At 69.6% G+C, this 14660-nt stretch carries 12 protein-coding genes; 6 read left to right on the top strand and 6 right to left on the bottom strand.

Going from position 1 to position 14660, the window contains the following annotated elements; all coding sequences use genetic code 11:
* Window positions 1-390 carry a hypothetical protein gene (locus CSW64_RS03705; RefSeq protein WP_099620835.1) on the bottom strand — a complete coding sequence of 130 codons (390 nt, stop codon included), beginning with the start codon at window positions 388-390 and terminating at the stop codon, window positions 1-3.
* An 85-nt stretch (window positions 391-475) separates the two neighbouring features.
* On the bottom strand, window positions 476-1696 hold the full coding sequence (locus CSW64_RS03700) for an MFS transporter (protein WP_099620834.1): 1221 nt from the start codon (window positions 1694-1696) through the stop codon (window positions 476-478).
* Window positions 1697-1785: 89 nt separating this feature from the next.
* Between CSW64_RS03700 and CSW64_RS03695 the strand changes: the two genes are divergently transcribed.
* Genes CSW64_RS03695 through CSW64_RS03685 form a run of 3 tightly spaced genes read left to right on the top strand, consistent with a single transcriptional unit; the run spans window position 1786 to window position 4903 of the window.
* Window positions 1786-2589, top strand: a complete 804-nt coding sequence (locus tag CSW64_RS03695) for an AraC family transcriptional regulator (protein ID WP_099620833.1) — start codon at window positions 1786-1788, stop codon at window positions 2587-2589.
* A gap of 32 nt (window positions 2590-2621) precedes the next feature.
* Window positions 2622-3620 carry an aromatic ring-hydroxylating oxygenase subunit alpha gene (locus tag CSW64_RS03690; protein ID WP_099620832.1) on the top strand — a complete coding sequence of 333 codons (999 nt, stop codon included), beginning with the start codon at window positions 2622-2624 and terminating at the stop codon, window positions 3618-3620.
* Entirely contained in the window at window positions 3617-4903 is a 1287-nt protein-coding gene (locus CSW64_RS03685) for an amino acid permease (RefSeq protein ID WP_099620831.1), read from the top strand. Before CSW64_RS03690 ends, CSW64_RS03685 begins: the two co-directional genes overlap by 4 nt.
* A 124-nt stretch (window positions 4904-5027) precedes the next feature.
* Here the strand turns inward: CSW64_RS03685 and CSW64_RS03680 are convergent, their stop codons facing one another.
* The 3 genes from CSW64_RS03680 to CSW64_RS03670 form a co-directional block, all read right to left on the bottom strand.
* Window positions 5028-6800 carry an N-acyl-D-amino-acid deacylase family protein gene (locus CSW64_RS03680; protein WP_245863824.1) on the bottom strand — a complete coding sequence of 591 codons (1773 nt, stop codon included), beginning with the start codon at window positions 6798-6800 and terminating at the stop codon, window positions 5028-5030.
* 172 nt (window positions 6801-6972) lie between these two features.
* Window positions 6973-7671 carry an HAD family hydrolase gene (locus CSW64_RS03675; protein WP_099620830.1) on the bottom strand — a complete coding sequence of 233 codons (699 nt, stop codon included), beginning with the start codon at window positions 7669-7671 and terminating at the stop codon, window positions 6973-6975.
* A gap of 168 nt (window positions 7672-7839) precedes the next feature.
* The gene (locus tag CSW64_RS03670; protein ID WP_099620829.1) at window positions 7840-8082 is read right to left on the bottom strand and encodes a DUF1272 domain-containing protein; all 243 of its coding nucleotides are present in this window, start codon (window positions 8080-8082) and stop codon (window positions 7840-7842) included.
* A 92-nt stretch (window positions 8083-8174) separates the two neighbouring features.
* On the opposite strand from CSW64_RS03670, the gene carA reads away from it, so the two are divergent.
* On the top strand, window positions 8175-9344 hold the full coding sequence (carA, locus tag CSW64_RS03665) for a glutamine-hydrolyzing carbamoyl-phosphate synthase small subunit (protein WP_099620828.1): 1170 nt from the start codon (window positions 8175-8177) through the stop codon (window positions 9342-9344).
* A gap of 121 nt (window positions 9345-9465) precedes the next feature.
* Here the strand turns inward: carA and CSW64_RS03660 are convergent, their stop codons facing one another.
* Window positions 9466-9873, bottom strand: a complete 408-nt coding sequence (locus tag CSW64_RS03660) for a cupin domain-containing protein (protein ID WP_099620827.1) — start codon at window positions 9871-9873, stop codon at window positions 9466-9468.
* 113 nt (window positions 9874-9986) lie between these two features.
* Here CSW64_RS03660 and CSW64_RS03655 point away from each other — a divergent pair, with 113 nt between their 5' ends.
* On the top strand, window positions 9987-11141 hold the full coding sequence (locus tag CSW64_RS03655; RefSeq protein ID WP_099620826.1) for a patatin-like phospholipase family protein: 1155 nt from the start codon (window positions 9987-9989) through the stop codon (window positions 11139-11141).
* Between the two features lie 154 nt (window positions 11142-11295).
* A complete protein-coding gene (gene carB, locus CSW64_RS03650; protein ID WP_099620825.1) occupies window positions 11296-14589 on the top strand; it encodes a carbamoyl-phosphate synthase large subunit in 3294 nt (1097 codons plus the stop codon).
* The last annotated feature ends 71 nt before the right edge of the window (window positions 14590-14660 follow it).

Genomic DNA, 14660 nt, shown 5'->3' with positions numbered 1-14660 from the left:
TCAGGCCTCCTTCGTGGGACGGGACAGGACGGCGATGGCCGTCGCGATCAGGGCGGGCAGGAAGACGCCGGGGAAATCGCGGGCCAGGTCGCCCCAGAAGCTGCCCGAGCAGCTGGCGTCGCCGACGTGGATGGCGGCGTGCAGCGACAGGAAGGCCGCGGCGCAGACCAGCGCCGGCCAGCCCTGTCGCGGCCGCCAGGCGAACCACAGCAGGCCGAGGCTCACGACCGCATAGGCCATGCCGATGTCACGGACGAAGTGGGGGTTGAAGGCGCCGGTCAGCGGCACCCCCGGCACGGCGTCGTACCAGGGCAGCGGCTTGGCCAGCATGAACAGCGCATTGACGGCCAGGCCCCCGCCCAGCAGCGCCGCGATCCCGCGTTGGATCATAGTCGTCTCCCTCTCTCTGAGGGGAAGACGATACAGGCGGGACGGTTGTGACACGCCGCCGGAACAGCGTGTCACAAAAGTTCAGTCAGGCCGTCGCCTTGCGGAGGTTGGGCAGGAAGGCCGCCAGCAGGCCGATGGCCGGCAGGAAGGCGCAGATCCGGTAGACGGTCTCGATCCCGGCGGCGTCGGCGACGTAGCCCAGCGCCGCGGCGCCCAGCCCGCCCATCCCGAACGAGAAGCCGAAGAACAGGCCGGAGATCATGCCCACCCGGCCGGGCGTCAGCTCCTGGGCGAAGACCACGATGGCCGGGAAGGCCGAGGCCAGCAGCAGGCCGATGATCACGCACAGCGGCCCGGTCCAGAACAGGCTGGCGTGGGGCAGCAGCAGGCTGAACGGCAGCACGCCCAGGATCGACAGCCAGATCACCGGCTTGCGTCCGAAGCGATCGCCCAGCGGCCCGCCCGCGATGGTGCCGACCGCGACCGCGCCGAGGAACACGAACAGGTACATCTGGGCGTGCTCGACAGACAGCTGGAAGCGCTGGATCAGATAGAAGGTGAAGTAGCTCGTCAGGCTGGCCAGGTAGACGTACTTCGAGAAGATCAGCGCCAGCAGGATGGCGATGCCTCGACCGGCCGCCCCGCGCGGCAGCGGAGCCTCGGCGACGCCGCGGGCGGCGGCGGCCTTCAGGCGCGCCAGGCCGTGGTGGCGATACCACTGGGCGACGTTCCACAGGATGCCGCCGGCCAGCAACGCCAGCAGGGCGAAGAAGGCCAGGCTCGACTGGCCCCAGCGCACGACCACGACGGCCGCCGCCAGCGGTCCCAGGGCCGAGCCGGCGTTGCCGCCGACCTGGAACAGCGACTGCGCCAGGCCGTGGCGGCCGCCGGCGGCCATCCGCGCCACCCGCGAGGACTCGGGGTGGAACACCGACGATCCCATGCCCAGCAGACAGGCCCCGACCAGCAACAGCGCATAGCTGTGCGCCACCGCCAGGACCGCCAGCCCGGCCAGCGAGAACAGCGTCCCGCCCGGCAGCGCCATCGGCGTCGGCCGCCGGTCCGCGTACCAGCCGACCATCGGCTGCAGGATGGAGGCGGTCACCTGGTACACGAGCGTCACGAGACCGATCTGCCCGAAGGTGAGGTTCAGCTCGGCCTTGAGGTTCGGATAGATGGCCGGCAGCAGCGACTGCATCATGTCGTTGAGCAGGTGGCAGAAGCTGATCGCCAGGATCACGCCGAAGGCGGTCTTCTCCGGCGTGAATGCGGGGGCAGGACTGGGGTCGGCGGTCGTATCGGTCATGTTGCGGTTCCCATGCGAGGGCTCCGGCGATAGGGATTTGACCGACGCCCCGCATTCCATGTCGGGACTTTCACTTTCGCGAGTGGGACATGGCCGCCGAATGGAACAACCCGGACGACTATGACGACACGCCGCGCGCGGTCATCGGGGTCGGCAACGAGTATCCGCCGTCGTTCGAGCTGGACTGGCACAGTCATAAGCGCGGCCAGCTGCTCTACGCCGCCACCGGCGTGGTCATCGTCAGCACGCCCTACGGCGCCTGGATCGCGCCGCCGGAACGCGCGGTGTGGACGCCGCCCGGCGTGCCGCATGCCGTTCGCGGCGTCGGGCATGTCAGCAGCCGCGGCATCCTGATCGCGCCGCAGGCCTGCGACGTACTGGGCGAGGCCTCGCGGGTGATCGCCGTCTCGCCTCTGCTGCGCAACCTGATCGTCACGGCCTGCGAGATCGAACCGGAGTACGACGAGGGCGGGCGCGACGGCTTGGTGATGAGGCTGCTGCTGGTCGAGTTGGGCCGCGCCCCGCTGGTGCCGCTGTCGGTCCCCTTCCCGGCGACGCCGGCCCTGGCCGGTCGCTGCCACGCCTTCCTGGAGCGCCCCCGGCCGCACGACACGATCGACGCCTGGGCCCAGTCCCTGGGCATGGAGCGCCGCGCCTTCACCCGCCTGTTCCGGCGCGAGACGGGGATGAGTTTCGGCGCCTGGCGGCAGCAGGCCTGCCTGCTGGTCGCCCTGCCCCGGATCACGGCCGGCGAGCCGGTGACGACCGTGGCGCTTGATCTCGGCTACGACAGCCCGGCCGCCTTCTCCACCATGTTCAAGCGCCTGCTCGGCGTGCCGCCCAACCGCTACCGCGCCGGGGTCCCGCCGCACCGCACGCCGGACGAGACTTGACCTGTTCCCTCGCGTCAGCCGAAGTCACCGCCATGCAACGCACCCTCTCTTCCGCCCTCTACCGCGACCCGGTCGTCTACGGCCGAGAGCGCGACGCGGTGTTCGGCGCGGGTTGGCAATTCCTGGGCCACGAGAACGAAGCGGCGACGCCCGGCGACTACCTGTCCGCCGAGGTCGCGGGACGTTCGATCGTGGCGGTGCGGGGCAAGGACGCCGTCCTGCGCGGTTTCCACAATGTCTGCCGCCATCGCGCCGGGCCGCTGGTCACGGATCGCAGCGGCCAGTGCGGCGGCGAACTGACCTGCAAATACCACGGCTGGCGCTACGCCCTGGACGGTCGGCTGCGCAGCGCCGTCGGCTTCGGCGCGACCGAGGGTTTCGACCCGCGCGAGTTCGGCCTGTTTCCCGTGCGACTGGAGACCTGGCGCGGCTTCGTCTTCGCCAACCTCGACGGGGCCGCCGGCCCGCTGGCCGAGCTGGTCGCGCCGCTGGACGGGCTGTTCGAGGACCGCGGCGTCGCCGTCGGTTCGGCCACCCTGCGCCGCAGCCACGAACTGGCCTGCAACTGGAAGGCCTATGTCGAGAACTACCTGGAGGGCTATCACATCGACGCCGTCCATCCCGCCCTGGCGGCCGAGGTCGAGACCGCCCGCTACCAGGTCCGCATGAACGGGGCGGTCGCCGTCCACGAGGTCCCGACCGTCGGCGGCGTCAACGACGGCCTCTGGGCCTGGTTGTGGCCGAACCTGGCGTTCAACGTCTACCGCCACGGCATGATGATGGTCGAGCACATGCAGCCGGTCGGCCACGATCGCACGCGGCTGGACTACCTCTACTTCTATGACCCGGAGAGCGCCGACATGGACGCCGTCCTGGCCGCCTCGGACACCCTGACCCACGAGGACAAGGTGATCTGCGAGGCCGTGCAGCGGAACCTCGACGCCGGCGTCTACGACTGGGGCGTGCTGTCGCCGCGCCATGAGACCGCGGTCGGCTGGTTCCAGTCGCGGGTCGCCGAGGCGCTTTCGTGAGTTCGACCACCCGCCGCATCGGTCCGCTGCTGGCCACGGTGCTGGTGGCCGGCAACATGATCGGCTCGGGCCTGTTCCTGCTGCCGGCCTCGCTCGCCTCCGTAGGCTCGTCGAGCGTGATCGGCTGGATCGTCGCCACCGTCGGGGCCCTGACCATCGCCGGCGTCTTCGCGGTGCTGGGCGCGACCCGCGCCGATCCCGACGGCATGGTCAACTGGCCGGCCCGGGGCGTGCATCCGGCGGCGGGCTTCGTGTCCTGGCTGGCCTACTGGACCTCGAGCTGGACCGGCAACATCGCCATCGCCCTGGCTGCGGTCGGCTACCTGACGGAATTCATCCCCGGCCTTTCCGGCAAGGGCATGACCGTGGCAGCGACGCTCGTCCTGGTCTGGATGTCGGTGGTCCTGTGCCTGTTCGGCGCGCGGCTGGTCACGCGGCTGAGCGGCCTGACCCTGCTGATCGGACTGCTGCCGGTCGGCGCGGCGACCGTGCTGGGGCTGGCGGCGTTCGACCACGAGGTCTTCACGCAATCCTGGAACGTCACCGGCAAGCCCTTGCTGCAGACGATCCCGGCCTCGCTGTCGATCATATTCTGGGCCTTCCTGGGCCTGGAGAGCGCCAACGCGGCTGCGGCGGTGGTCGACCGACCCGAGCGGAACGTGCCGATCGCGGCCCTGGGCGGCGTCGCCCTGGCCGGCGTGGTCTACATCGCCGCCAGCGTGGCGGTGATGGGCGTGATCCCGGCCGCGGAGCTCGCCAGGTCGACCGCCCCCTTCGCCGAGGTGGTCGCCCGGCTGGCCGGGCCCTGGGCCGGCCATTTCGTCGCCCTCTGCGCGGCGCTGAAGGCCATGGGCACCCTGGGCGGCTGGACCCTGGTCACAGGCGAAGCCGGCCGCAGCGGCGCCGCCGCCGGCTACATGCCGCGCTTCGCCTCCGAGACCGATCCGGCGAAGCTGCCGCGCCGCGGGCTGATCACGGCGGGGATTCTGATGACCATCGCCACCCTGGCCACCATTTCGCCGACCCTGAACACGCAGTTCAACGTGCTGATCAACGTCGCCGTGGTGCTGTTTATGGCCGTCTACGCCCTGTGCAGCCTGGCCCTGCTGCGCGACCCGGACCAGCGTCCCGGCGCGAAACTGCTGGCGGCCGCCGCCCTGGCCTTCAGCCTGTTGGTGATCGCGACCTCCGGCCTGAAGTCGACCTGGCCCGCCCTGGCCCTGCTGGCGCTGTCGGTGCCGGTCTGGTGGGGCCTGAAGCTGCGGAAGCGGGAGAAGATCTAGCGGCGGGGACATGCTCCGCATAGCGGTGCGTGTCCCCTGGCCGCGGGGTGATCGGGGACACGCACCCTGCGGGAGCATGTCCCCGGCTGCTGCGCGGCCTGCTCACCATGACCAGGGCGTCAGGTCACCAAGCCCACTGCCAGTCCTTCGCCGACGCCTTGCAGCCGCCGCCTTCCCAGCCCTTCCAGGCGCGGCCGCGGACGACGCGGCCGGTCTTGGCGCCGGTCGGCTCGCCGTTGCGCAGAGCGACGCCGCCGTTGATCAGCACCCAGTTCATGCCGACGGCGAACTGCTTGGGCTGCTCGTAGGTGGCCTTGTCGGCGACGGTGTTCGGATCGAACACCACCACGTCGGCGAAATAGCCCGCCTTCAGCGCCCCGCGCTCGCGCAGGCCAAGGTTCAGAGCCGGCAGGCTGGTCAGCTTGCGCACCGCGTCCTGCAGGGTCAGCGCCTTCTCCTCGCGCACGTACTTGCCGAGCAGCCGGGCGACGTTGCCGTAGGCGCGCGGGTGGGTGCTCGACTGCAGGAACACGCCCTCCGGCGCCTGGGCGCTGGCGTCGGAGCCGAAGCTCATCCAGGGCAGCGCCGTCTGGCGCTTCACGTTCTCCTCGCTCATCAGGAAGTAGACGACCTGCACCCGGCTGCCGTCCTCGATGACCAGGTCGATGGCGGCGTCCTCGGGGCTGACCTTCCGCTCGCGCGCCACCTCGGCCAGGGTCTTGCCGGTGAGGGGCTTGAGCTTGGGGTTGCGGAAACCGACCAGCAGGGTCCCCTCGGCCCCGGCGTGGCGGTAGAGGTTCTCGAATGCCGGGCTGTCGGTGCGCATCTCGGCGATCACCTCGCGGCGGGTCGCCGGATCCTTCAGCCGCTTGATCCAGGCCTCGCGGCCGCCGGCCTGGACCCACGTCGGCATGGCCGCATCGAGCCCCGTCGAGCCGGCGGTGTAGTTGTACATGTCGGCGGTGATGCGCAGGCCGTCCTTGCGGGCCGCCTCGATCCTAGCGATGGCCGCGTCCAGCTTGCCCCAGTTGCTCTTGCCGGCCGCCTTCAGGTGGAAGATCTCAGCCGGCGCGCCCGACTTGCGGGAGATCTCGATCAGCTCGTCGATCGCCTCAAGCAGCCGGTTTCCCTCGCTGCGCATGTGGCTGATGTAGATGCCGCCGCAGCGGCCCGCTTCCGTGGCCAGGGCGGTCAGCTCGCCGGTGTCGGCGTAGCTGCCCGGCGCGTAGATCAGCGACGAGCCGACGCCGAGCGCGCCGTCCTCCATCGCCTGGACCACCAGCGCCCGCATCTGGGCCAGCTGGGCGGGGGTCGGGTCCTCGTCGTTCTCGCCCAGCACATGGGTGCGGACCGTCTCGGCCCCGACGAAGGAGGCGACGTTGGGGTTGATCCCCTTGGCTTCCAGCCAGGTCAGGTACTGGTCCAGCGTGGTCCAGCCAATCGGATATTTGATGTCGCCTTGGCGGCTCTGCTCCTGGCGCTTCATCGCGTCGTTGAGCGGGCCCATGGAACTGCCCTCGCCCATGACCTCCAGGGTGATCCCCTGCTTCAGGTCGGACAGGCCGCGGCCGTCGGCGACCAGGCTTTCGGTCGCCCAGCTGAGCATGTTGATGAAGCCCGGCGCCACGGCCTGGCCGGTCGCGTCGATCTCGGACGCGCGTTCGCCCTTGAGCTTCGGCCCGACGGCGACAATCCGGTCGCCCCGGACGCCGACCTCGCCGATGTAGGGCTCGCCGCCCGAGCCGTCGTAGATCATGCCGCCGCGGATGACGATGTCGTAGGGACCGGCGTCGATGGCGGCGGGGGCGGAGGCTCGCGCGCCCGGGAAGGCCGGAAGCGTCGAGCAGGAGGCGAGCACGAGGCAGGAAGCGACGACGGCGGACTCGGCGAACTTCAAAGCGGAAACTCCCTGCGTGGTTCGAGACGCTCGCCGGAAGGCTCGCTCCTCACCATGACGAACTTAGTGCAGCCCGCCCACCTTCGTCATCCTGAGGAGCGGACCCTCAGGTCCGCGTCTCGAAAGCCTGCCTTCGGGCCGACCTGCGGTCGGTCCCGTGGGGACGCAAGGCCTATCCCGCGACCTTGTCCACCCAGGCCGGCAGCTCGGCGATCGAGCCGAGCTCGACGTAGCGCCCGTGATCGACCGGCGCGTCGGCCGCCTCGTGGGCCCAGACCAGCGGATAGGGAATCAGCGCGCCCCAGCTGCCCGCCTCCAGCGCCGGCAGGATGTCCGAACGCATGGAGTTGCCGGCCATGACCGCCTGTTCCGCCCCGCTGCCGTGGCGGGCGAAGACGCGGCGGTAGGTGTCGGCGTCCTTCTCGCTGACGATCTCCACGGCGGCGAACAGGTCGCCCAGGCCGCTGGCCGCCAGCTTCTGCTCCTGGTGCAGCAGGTCGCCCTTGGTGATCAGCACCAGGCGATAGCGCTCCGACAGCTGGTGCAGCGCCAGATCCACGCCCGGCAGCGGCTCGACCGGTTCGGTCAGCATCTCGCGCCCGGCGGCCAGGATCTGCTTGATCACGCCGATGGAGACCTTGTCCTGGGTCAGCTCCATCGCCGTCTCGATCATCGACAGGGTGAATCCCTTCACCCCATAGCCGTAGAGCCGCAGGTTCCGCTTCTCGGTCTCGGCCAGCTTGCTCTCCAGCGCCTGCTCGTCGGCGTAGGGCGCGAGCAGCTCCACGAACCGCTTGTGGGTCAGGCGGAAGATGGTCTCGTTGTGCCAAAGCGTGTCGTCGGCGTCGAGGCCGATGGTGGTGATGGTCATGGGCCGGGATGTAGCGGTGCGGGCGCCGGGCGCCAACCCGACCTCCGTGCGTCCTTCGAGACGCTCGCCTGAAGCTCGCTCCTCAGGATGACGAATTCAGGAGATCGCCCCCCCACCTTCGTCATGGTGAGGAGCGGACCCTCAGGTCCGCGTCTCGAACCACGCCCCCTACACACACGCCTCATGCGGCTTGCGCACCCGCTCGGCGCTGCCCGGGAACTTCGCCAGCAAGGTCGCCGGGCGGGCGGGCCGAGGGACCAGGTCGCCGCCGCAGTTGGGGCATCGCCCGTCGAATCTCGCCTCCGCGCAGTCGGCGCAGAAGGTGCATTCGAAGCTGCAGATCCTCGCCTCGCCGCCGTTCGGCGCCAGGTCGCGGTCGCAGCATTCGCAGTTGGGGCGCATCTGCAGCATCGAATGATCCTTCCAGGGCGGATTAACGTTTGACCCGAGGGGACCGAGTCACTACCAACGCGCCCGTTTGTCCAGCAGGTTAGGAGCACACAATGGCGAGCAAGGTTATCCCTGGCGCCACGGGCGTTCTCGCGCTCGCCAATGGCGCGGTGCTCTCGGGGATCGGCGTCGGCGCGATCGGCGACGCGGTCGGCGAGGTCTGCTTCAACACCGCCATGACCGGCTACCAGGAGATCCTCACGGACCCCTCCTACATGTCGCAGATCGTGGCCTTCACCTTCCCGCACGTCGGCAACGTCGGCACCAACGCCGAGGACCTGGAGCAGATCGGCGGCGGCGCCGAGACCTCGGCGCGCGGCGCGATCTTCCGCGACGTCCCGACCGATCCGGCCAACTGGCGCGCCGACAGCGACCTGGACGGCTGGATGAAGCGCCGGGGCGTCATCGGCCTGGCCGGCGTGGACACCCGCGCCCTGACCAAGGCGATCCGCGAGAACGGCATGCCGCACGGCGTCATCGCCCACAGCCCGACCGGCGAGTTCGACATCGACGCCCTGGTCGCCAAGGCCCGCGAATGGTCGGGCCTGGTCGGCCTGGACCTGGCCAAGGACGCCACCACCCGCCAGAGCTTCGTCTGGGACGAGACCCTGTGGAACTGGCCGGACGCCTACGGCAAGCTGGCCGAGCCGAAGTACGAGGTTGTAGTCGTCGACTACGGGGTGAAGCGCAACATCCTGCGCGCCCTGGCCTCGACCGGCGCCAAGATCACCGTCGTGCCGGCCGACACCAAGGCCGAGGACATCCTGGCCCGCAACCCGGACGGCGTGCTGCTGTCGAACGGCCCGGGCGACCCGGCCGCGACCGGCGAATACGCGGTCCCCGAGATCAAGAAGCTGGTCGAGAGCGGCCGGCCGGTGTTCGGCATCTGCCTGGGCCACCAGATGCTGGCCCTGGCCCTGGGCGCCAAGACCGTGAAGATGGAGCAGGGCCACCACGGCGCGAACCATCCGGTGAAGGACCTGACCACCGGCAAGGTCGAGATCGTCTCGATGAACCACGGCTTCACCGTCGACCGCGACAGCCTGCCCGAGCCCGTGCAGGAGACCCACGTCAGCCTGTTCGACGGCACCAACGCCGGCATCGCGCTGAAGGACCGTCCGGTGTTCAGCGTCCAGCACCACCCGGAAGCCTCACCCGGCCCGACGGACAGCCTCTACCTGTTCGACCGCTTCGCCGGCCTGATGGACGAATACAAGCGCTGACGAGGATGCTCCCCCAGGGGGGAGCAGTCGGCGCAGCCGACTGAGAGGGTCCTGCCGAGACCCTTGCCCCCCTCCGTCTCGCCTGCGGCGAGCCACCTCCCCCAGAGGGGAGGATCAATGCTTAGCGCGGCTTCATCTCGATATTGCCCTGCCCCGGCGGGACCTGGTCGATCACCAGCAGGGTGGTCGGCTCCAGGGCCGTGCCGCTGTGCCACTGGCCGATCGCCTCGATGACCGGCTGGCCGGTCGCGAACACCTCCGACTGGCCCGTACCCAGGTTGTCGACCCGTATCCGGCCCGACAGAACGTAGCCGTAGCGGGTGTAGGGATGCCGGTGCGCGGGCAGGACCGCGCCGGCGGCGAAGGTCACGGTCTGCACCGTCACCTGCACCGGACCGGCCGGCGGCATGATCGGCTGACCGCTGTTCGTGGCGGTGAAGCTGCCTCGCGGCGTCGCGACCGGCGCGCCCTGGGCCAGGGCGGCGGACGCCGCAAAGGCCGACGAAACAAGCAATGCGGTCCGGAACATCCACCCCTCCTGCGCGCTCTCCGGAAGAATCCCGAGGCGATGCGCGGCAGCCTTTCACCGAACCTCGTCTCGCGCTACTTCCATAGGGTCCTCCGGACCGACAGGTGACCTGCATGTTCGCCCGCCCCCTGACCCGGATCGCCGCCCTGGCCGGCGCGCTGCTGCTGGCCGCCTGCGGGACCGTCTCCCGCGAGGCCTTCGACCCCATCGACCAGCGCATCGGCGCCCCCGCGGGCCTGTCCGACGTGCGCTACAGCGCCGCCGACGCCAACGCGGCGATGAGCAAGTCGACGATCATCAAGGAGCGGCGCGAGCGTCCCGGCGACTTCAACGTCCTGGCCCTGTCCGGCGGCGGCGCGAACGGGGCCTACGGCGCCGGGGTGCTGGCCGGCTGGACCGCCGCCGGCAAGCGCCCGCAGTTCGATGTCGTCACCGGCGTCAGCACCGGCGCCCTCACCGCGCCGTTCGCCTTCCTCGGCTCGCAATGGGACGACCGGCTGAAGGCCGCCTACACCGACGGCGGCACCGAAGGGATGATCAGCTTCAAGGCGATCACCGTCTTCAAGGGCCCCTCCTTCTTCAGCGCCGCCCCGGTGCGCCACCTGGTCGAGACCTACGTCACGCCCGAGATGCTGAAGGCCATCGCCGCCGAGCACGCCAAGGGCCGGCGCCTGCTGGTCGCGACGACGAACCTCGACACTCAGGAAACCGCCATCTGGGACATGGGCGCCATCGCAACGCGGGCCGCGCGCGGCGACAACCATGCGCTGGAGCTGTTTCACAACGTCCTGGTCGCGTCGGCCAGCATCCCCGGGGTCTTTCCGCCGGTGATGATCGAGATGGACGGCCCCAGCGGCGTGTTCCGCGAGATGCACGTCGACGGCGGGGTCACGACCCCCTTCTTCACCGTGCCCGAGGCGATGATGCTGTGGACCGACCCGCAGGGCGCCGTCCACAAGGGCAACCTCTATGTGGTCATCAACGGCCAGGTCGGCTCGCAGTTCGGCGTCACCAAGGGCAACCTTCTGGGCATCCTGGCGCGGTCCTACGACGCCATGAGCAAGGCCTCGACCCGCCTGCACCTGGCCGCCACCGCCGCCTTCGCCCAGCGCAACGGCCTGACCATGGAGGTCAGTGAAATCCCCGACGAGGCCGAGGCTCAGGGCCTGAACTTCAAGGCCGACAACATGCTCAAGCTGTTCCAGATGGGCTACGACCGAGCAGCGGCCGGCGAGGCCTGGCGGGACCCGGCCGCGCCCGCCTCCTGACGTGGAATGTCGGCGCCTGTGACCTCGCGTCGCCTCCGGCCCATTCCGGGGTTGCCCTGGACCGACTCCCTCTCTAAACGGGCGCCTTAACCTGAAGTTTGTCCGGACCGGCCGCGCCTTGGCGCGCGACGGCCCCTGCGCGCGAAAAGACAAGATGCCCAAACGCACCGATATCTCCTCGATCCTGATCATCGGCGCCGGGCCCATCGTCATCGGCCAGGCTTGTGAGTTCGACTACTCCGGCGTCCAGGCCTGCAAGGCGCTGCGCGCCGAGGGCTATCGGATCGTGCTGGTCAATTCGAACCCCGCCACGATCATGACCGATCCGGACGTGGCCGACGCGACCTACATCGAGCCGATCACGCCCGACATGGTAGCCAAGATCATCGAGAAGGAGCGCCCCGACGCGCTGCTCCCCACGATGGGCGGCCAGACGGCGCTGAACACCGCCCTCGCCCTCGAAAGCATGGGCGTGCTGGAGAAGTTCGGCGTCGAGATGATCGGCGCCAACGCCGAGGTCATCGACAAGGCCGAGGATCGCCAGAAATTCCGCGACGCCATGGACAAGCTCGGCCTCGAGAGCCCGCGCTCCAAGGCCGCCCACACCATGGAAGAGGCGCTGGAAGGCCTGGAGTTCGTCGGCCTGCCCGCGATCATCCGTCCCAGCTTCACCCTGGCCGGCACCGGCGGCGGCATCGCCTACAACCGCGAGGAATTCGACGAGATCGTCGCCCGCGGCCTGGACCTGTCCCCGACCACCGAGGTCCTGATCGAGGAAAGCGTCCTCGGCTGGAAGGAATACGAGATGGAGGTCGTCCGCGACAAGGCGGACAACTGCATCATCGTCTGCTCGATCGAGAACGTGGACCCGATGGGCGTCCACACCGGCGACTCCATCACCGTCGCCCCGGCCCTGACGCTGACCGACAAGGAATACCAGCGGATGCGCAAGGGCAGCATCGACGTGCTGCGCGAGATCGGCGTCGAGACCGGCGGCTCCAACGTCCAGTGGGCGATCAACCCGAAGGACGGCCGCATGGTCGTCATCGAGATGAACCCGCGCGTGTCGCGCAGCTCGGCCCTGGCCTCGAAAGCCACCGGCTTCCCGATCGCCAAGGTCGCCGCCCGCCTGGCCGTCGGCTACACCCTGGACGAGCTGGCCAACGACATCACCGGCGGCGCCATGCCGGCCTCGTTCGAGCCGAGCATCGACTACGTCGTCACCAAGATCCCCCGCTTCGCCTTCGAGAAGTACCCGGGCAGCGAGCCCTACCTGACCACCTCGATGAAGTCGGTGGGCGAGGTCATGGCCATCGGCCGCACCTTCGCCGAGAGCCTGCAGAAGGCGCTGCGCGGCCTCGAGACCGGCCTGACCGGCCTGGACGAGGTCGAGATCGAGGGCGCGGGCGATCCCGACACCGCCCATGCCGCCGTGCTGCGCGCCCTGACCATCCCGACCCCGGACCGCCTGCGCGTCATCGCCCAGGCCTTCCGCCACGGCCTGTCGGTCGAGGAGATCGCCGGCGCCTGCGCCTATGAGCCCTGGTTCCTGCGCCAGCTGGCCGAGATCGTGCGTGAGGAGGGCCTGGTCCGCGCGGCCGGCCTGCCGACCGACGCCGCCGGCTTCCGCCGCCTGAAGGCGATGGGCTTCTCGGACATGCGTCTGGCCAAGCTGATCGGCGGCAGCGAGCTGGGCGTCCGCGCCGCGCGCCACGCCCTGGACGTCCGGCCGGTGTTCAAGCGCATCGACACCTGCGCCGGCGAGTTCGCCGCGACCACGCCCTACATGTACTCGACCTACGAGACCGGCGCCCTGGGCCAGGTCCCCGACTGCGAGGCCGAGCCCTCGAACCGCAAGAAGGCGATCATCCTGGGCGGCGGCCCGAACCGGATCGGCCAGGGCATCGAGTTCGACTACTGCTGCTGCCACGCGGCCTTCGCGCTCGACGCCATCGGCATCGAGTCGATCATGGTCAACTGCAACCCCGAGACCGTCTCGACCGACTACGACACCTCCGACCGCCTGTACTTCGAGCCGCTGACGGCCGAGGACGTGCTGGAGCTGATCCACGTCGAGCAGAAGAACGGCGCGCTGGCCGGCGTGATCGTGCAGTTCGGCGGCCAGACCCCGCTGAAGCTGGCCCACCCGCTGGAGCAGGCCGGTGTGCCGATCCTGGGCACCAGCGTCGACTCGATCGACCTGGCCGAGGACCGCGAACGCTTCCAGCAGCTGCTGCACAAGCTCGACATCGCCCAGCCGAACAACGCCCTGGCCCGCAGCGCCGAGGAATGCTTCACGGCGGCGCACGAGGTCGGCTATCCGATCGTCATCCGGCCGTCCTACGTGCTGGGCGGCCGCGGGATGGAGATCGTCCGCGACGACGAGCAGCTGGAGCGCTACGTCCGCACGGCCGTCGAGGTCAGCGGCGACGCCCCGATCCTGATCGACCAGTATCTGTCGCGCGCCACCGAGGTGGACATCGACGCCCTGTGCGACGGCAAGGACGTGTTCGTCGCCGGCGTGCTGGAGCACATCGAGGAAGCCGGCGTGCACAGCGGTGACTCGGCTTGTTCGATGCCGCCCTTCTCGCTGCGCGACGAGACCATCGCCGAGCTGAAGCGTCAGACCGTCGCCATGGCCCTGGCCCTGAACGTGCGCGGCCTGATGAACGTCCAGTTCGCGATCGAGGAGCCGCACTCGGCCAACCCGCGCATCTACGTCCTGGAAGTGAACCCGCGCGCCTCGCGCACGGCGCCCTTCGTCGCCAAGACCATCGGCCAGCCGATCGCCGCCATCGCGGCCAAGGTCATGGCCGGCGAGCCGCTCGCCGACTTCGGCCTGGTCGACCGGCCCTACGACCACATCGCGGTGAAGGAGGCGGTCTTCCCGTTCGCCCGCTTCGCCGGCGTCGACACGGTGCTGGGTCCGGAGATGCGTTCGACCGGCGAGGTCATGGGCCTGGACTGGAAACGCGAAGGCGAGACCGGCATGGCCCCGGCCTTCGCCCGCGCCTTCGCCAAGAGCCAGCTCGGCGGCGGCACCACCCTGCCGACCAAGGGCGCGGCCTTCGTCTCGGTGAAGGACAGCGACAAGCCCTGGATCATCGAGCCGGTGAAGCTGCTGCAGGCGGCCGGCTTCCGCGTCCTGACCACCGCCGGCACCGGCGACTGGCTGCGCGAGCAGGGCATCGAGACGGAGTTCGTGCGCAAGGTCCTGGAAGGCCGTCCGCACATCGTCGACGCGATGAAGAACGGCGAGGTCCAGCTGGTCTTCAACACGACGGAAGGCAAGCAGTCGCTGGCAGACAGCTTCGAGATCCGCCGCACCGCCCTGATGATGAAGATCCCCTACTACACCACCTCGGCCGGCGCCCTGGCGGCGGCCCAGGCGATCAGCAGCGCCCCATCCGAAAGCCTGAACGTTCGACCGCTGCAGAGCTACGCCTGATCGTGCACAAATCCTGGGTAGAGCGGGCGAAATTCCACTCTACCCAGAATAGCAAACCATTAACCATTCCA

It is taken from the genome of Caulobacter mirabilis, assembly GCF_002749615.1.
Taxonomy (GTDB): Bacteria; Pseudomonadota; Alphaproteobacteria; order Caulobacterales; family Caulobacteraceae; genus Caulobacter; species Caulobacter mirabilis.
This window is presented reverse-complemented; position numbering and strand designations above follow the sequence as displayed.

Excerpts from the sequence above, each read along its gene's own strand:
- CSW64_RS03705 (WP_099620835.1), bottom strand. The coding sequence starts at position 390 with ATGATCCAACGCGGGATCGCGGCGCTGCTGGGCGGGGGCCTGGCCGTC.
- CSW64_RS03700 (WP_099620834.1), bottom strand. The coding sequence starts at position 1,696 with ATGACCGATACGACCGCCGACCCCAGTCCTGCCCCCGCATTCACGCCG.
- CSW64_RS03695 (WP_099620833.1), top strand. The coding sequence starts at position 1,786 with ATGGCCGCCGAATGGAACAACCCGGACGACTATGACGACACGCCGCGC.
- CSW64_RS03690 (WP_099620832.1), top strand. The coding sequence starts at position 2,622 with ATGCAACGCACCCTCTCTTCCGCCCTCTACCGCGACCCGGTCGTCTAC.
- CSW64_RS03675 (WP_099620830.1), bottom strand. The coding sequence starts at position 7,671 with ATGACCATCACCACCATCGGCCTCGACGCCGACGACACGCTTTGGCAC.
- CSW64_RS03670 (WP_099620829.1), bottom strand. The coding sequence starts at position 8,082 with ATGCTGCAGATGCGCCCCAACTGCGAATGCTGCGACCGCGACCTGGCG.
- carA (WP_099620828.1), top strand. The coding sequence starts at position 8,175 with ATGGCGAGCAAGGTTATCCCTGGCGCCACGGGCGTTCTCGCGCTCGCC.
- CSW64_RS03660 (WP_099620827.1), bottom strand. The coding sequence starts at position 9,873 with ATGTTCCGGACCGCATTGCTTGTTTCGTCGGCCTTTGCGGCGTCCGCC.
- CSW64_RS03655 (WP_099620826.1), top strand. The coding sequence starts at position 9,987 with ATGTTCGCCCGCCCCCTGACCCGGATCGCCGCCCTGGCCGGCGCGCTG.
- carB (WP_099620825.1), top strand. The coding sequence starts at position 11,296 with ATGCCCAAACGCACCGATATCTCCTCGATCCTGATCATCGGCGCCGGG.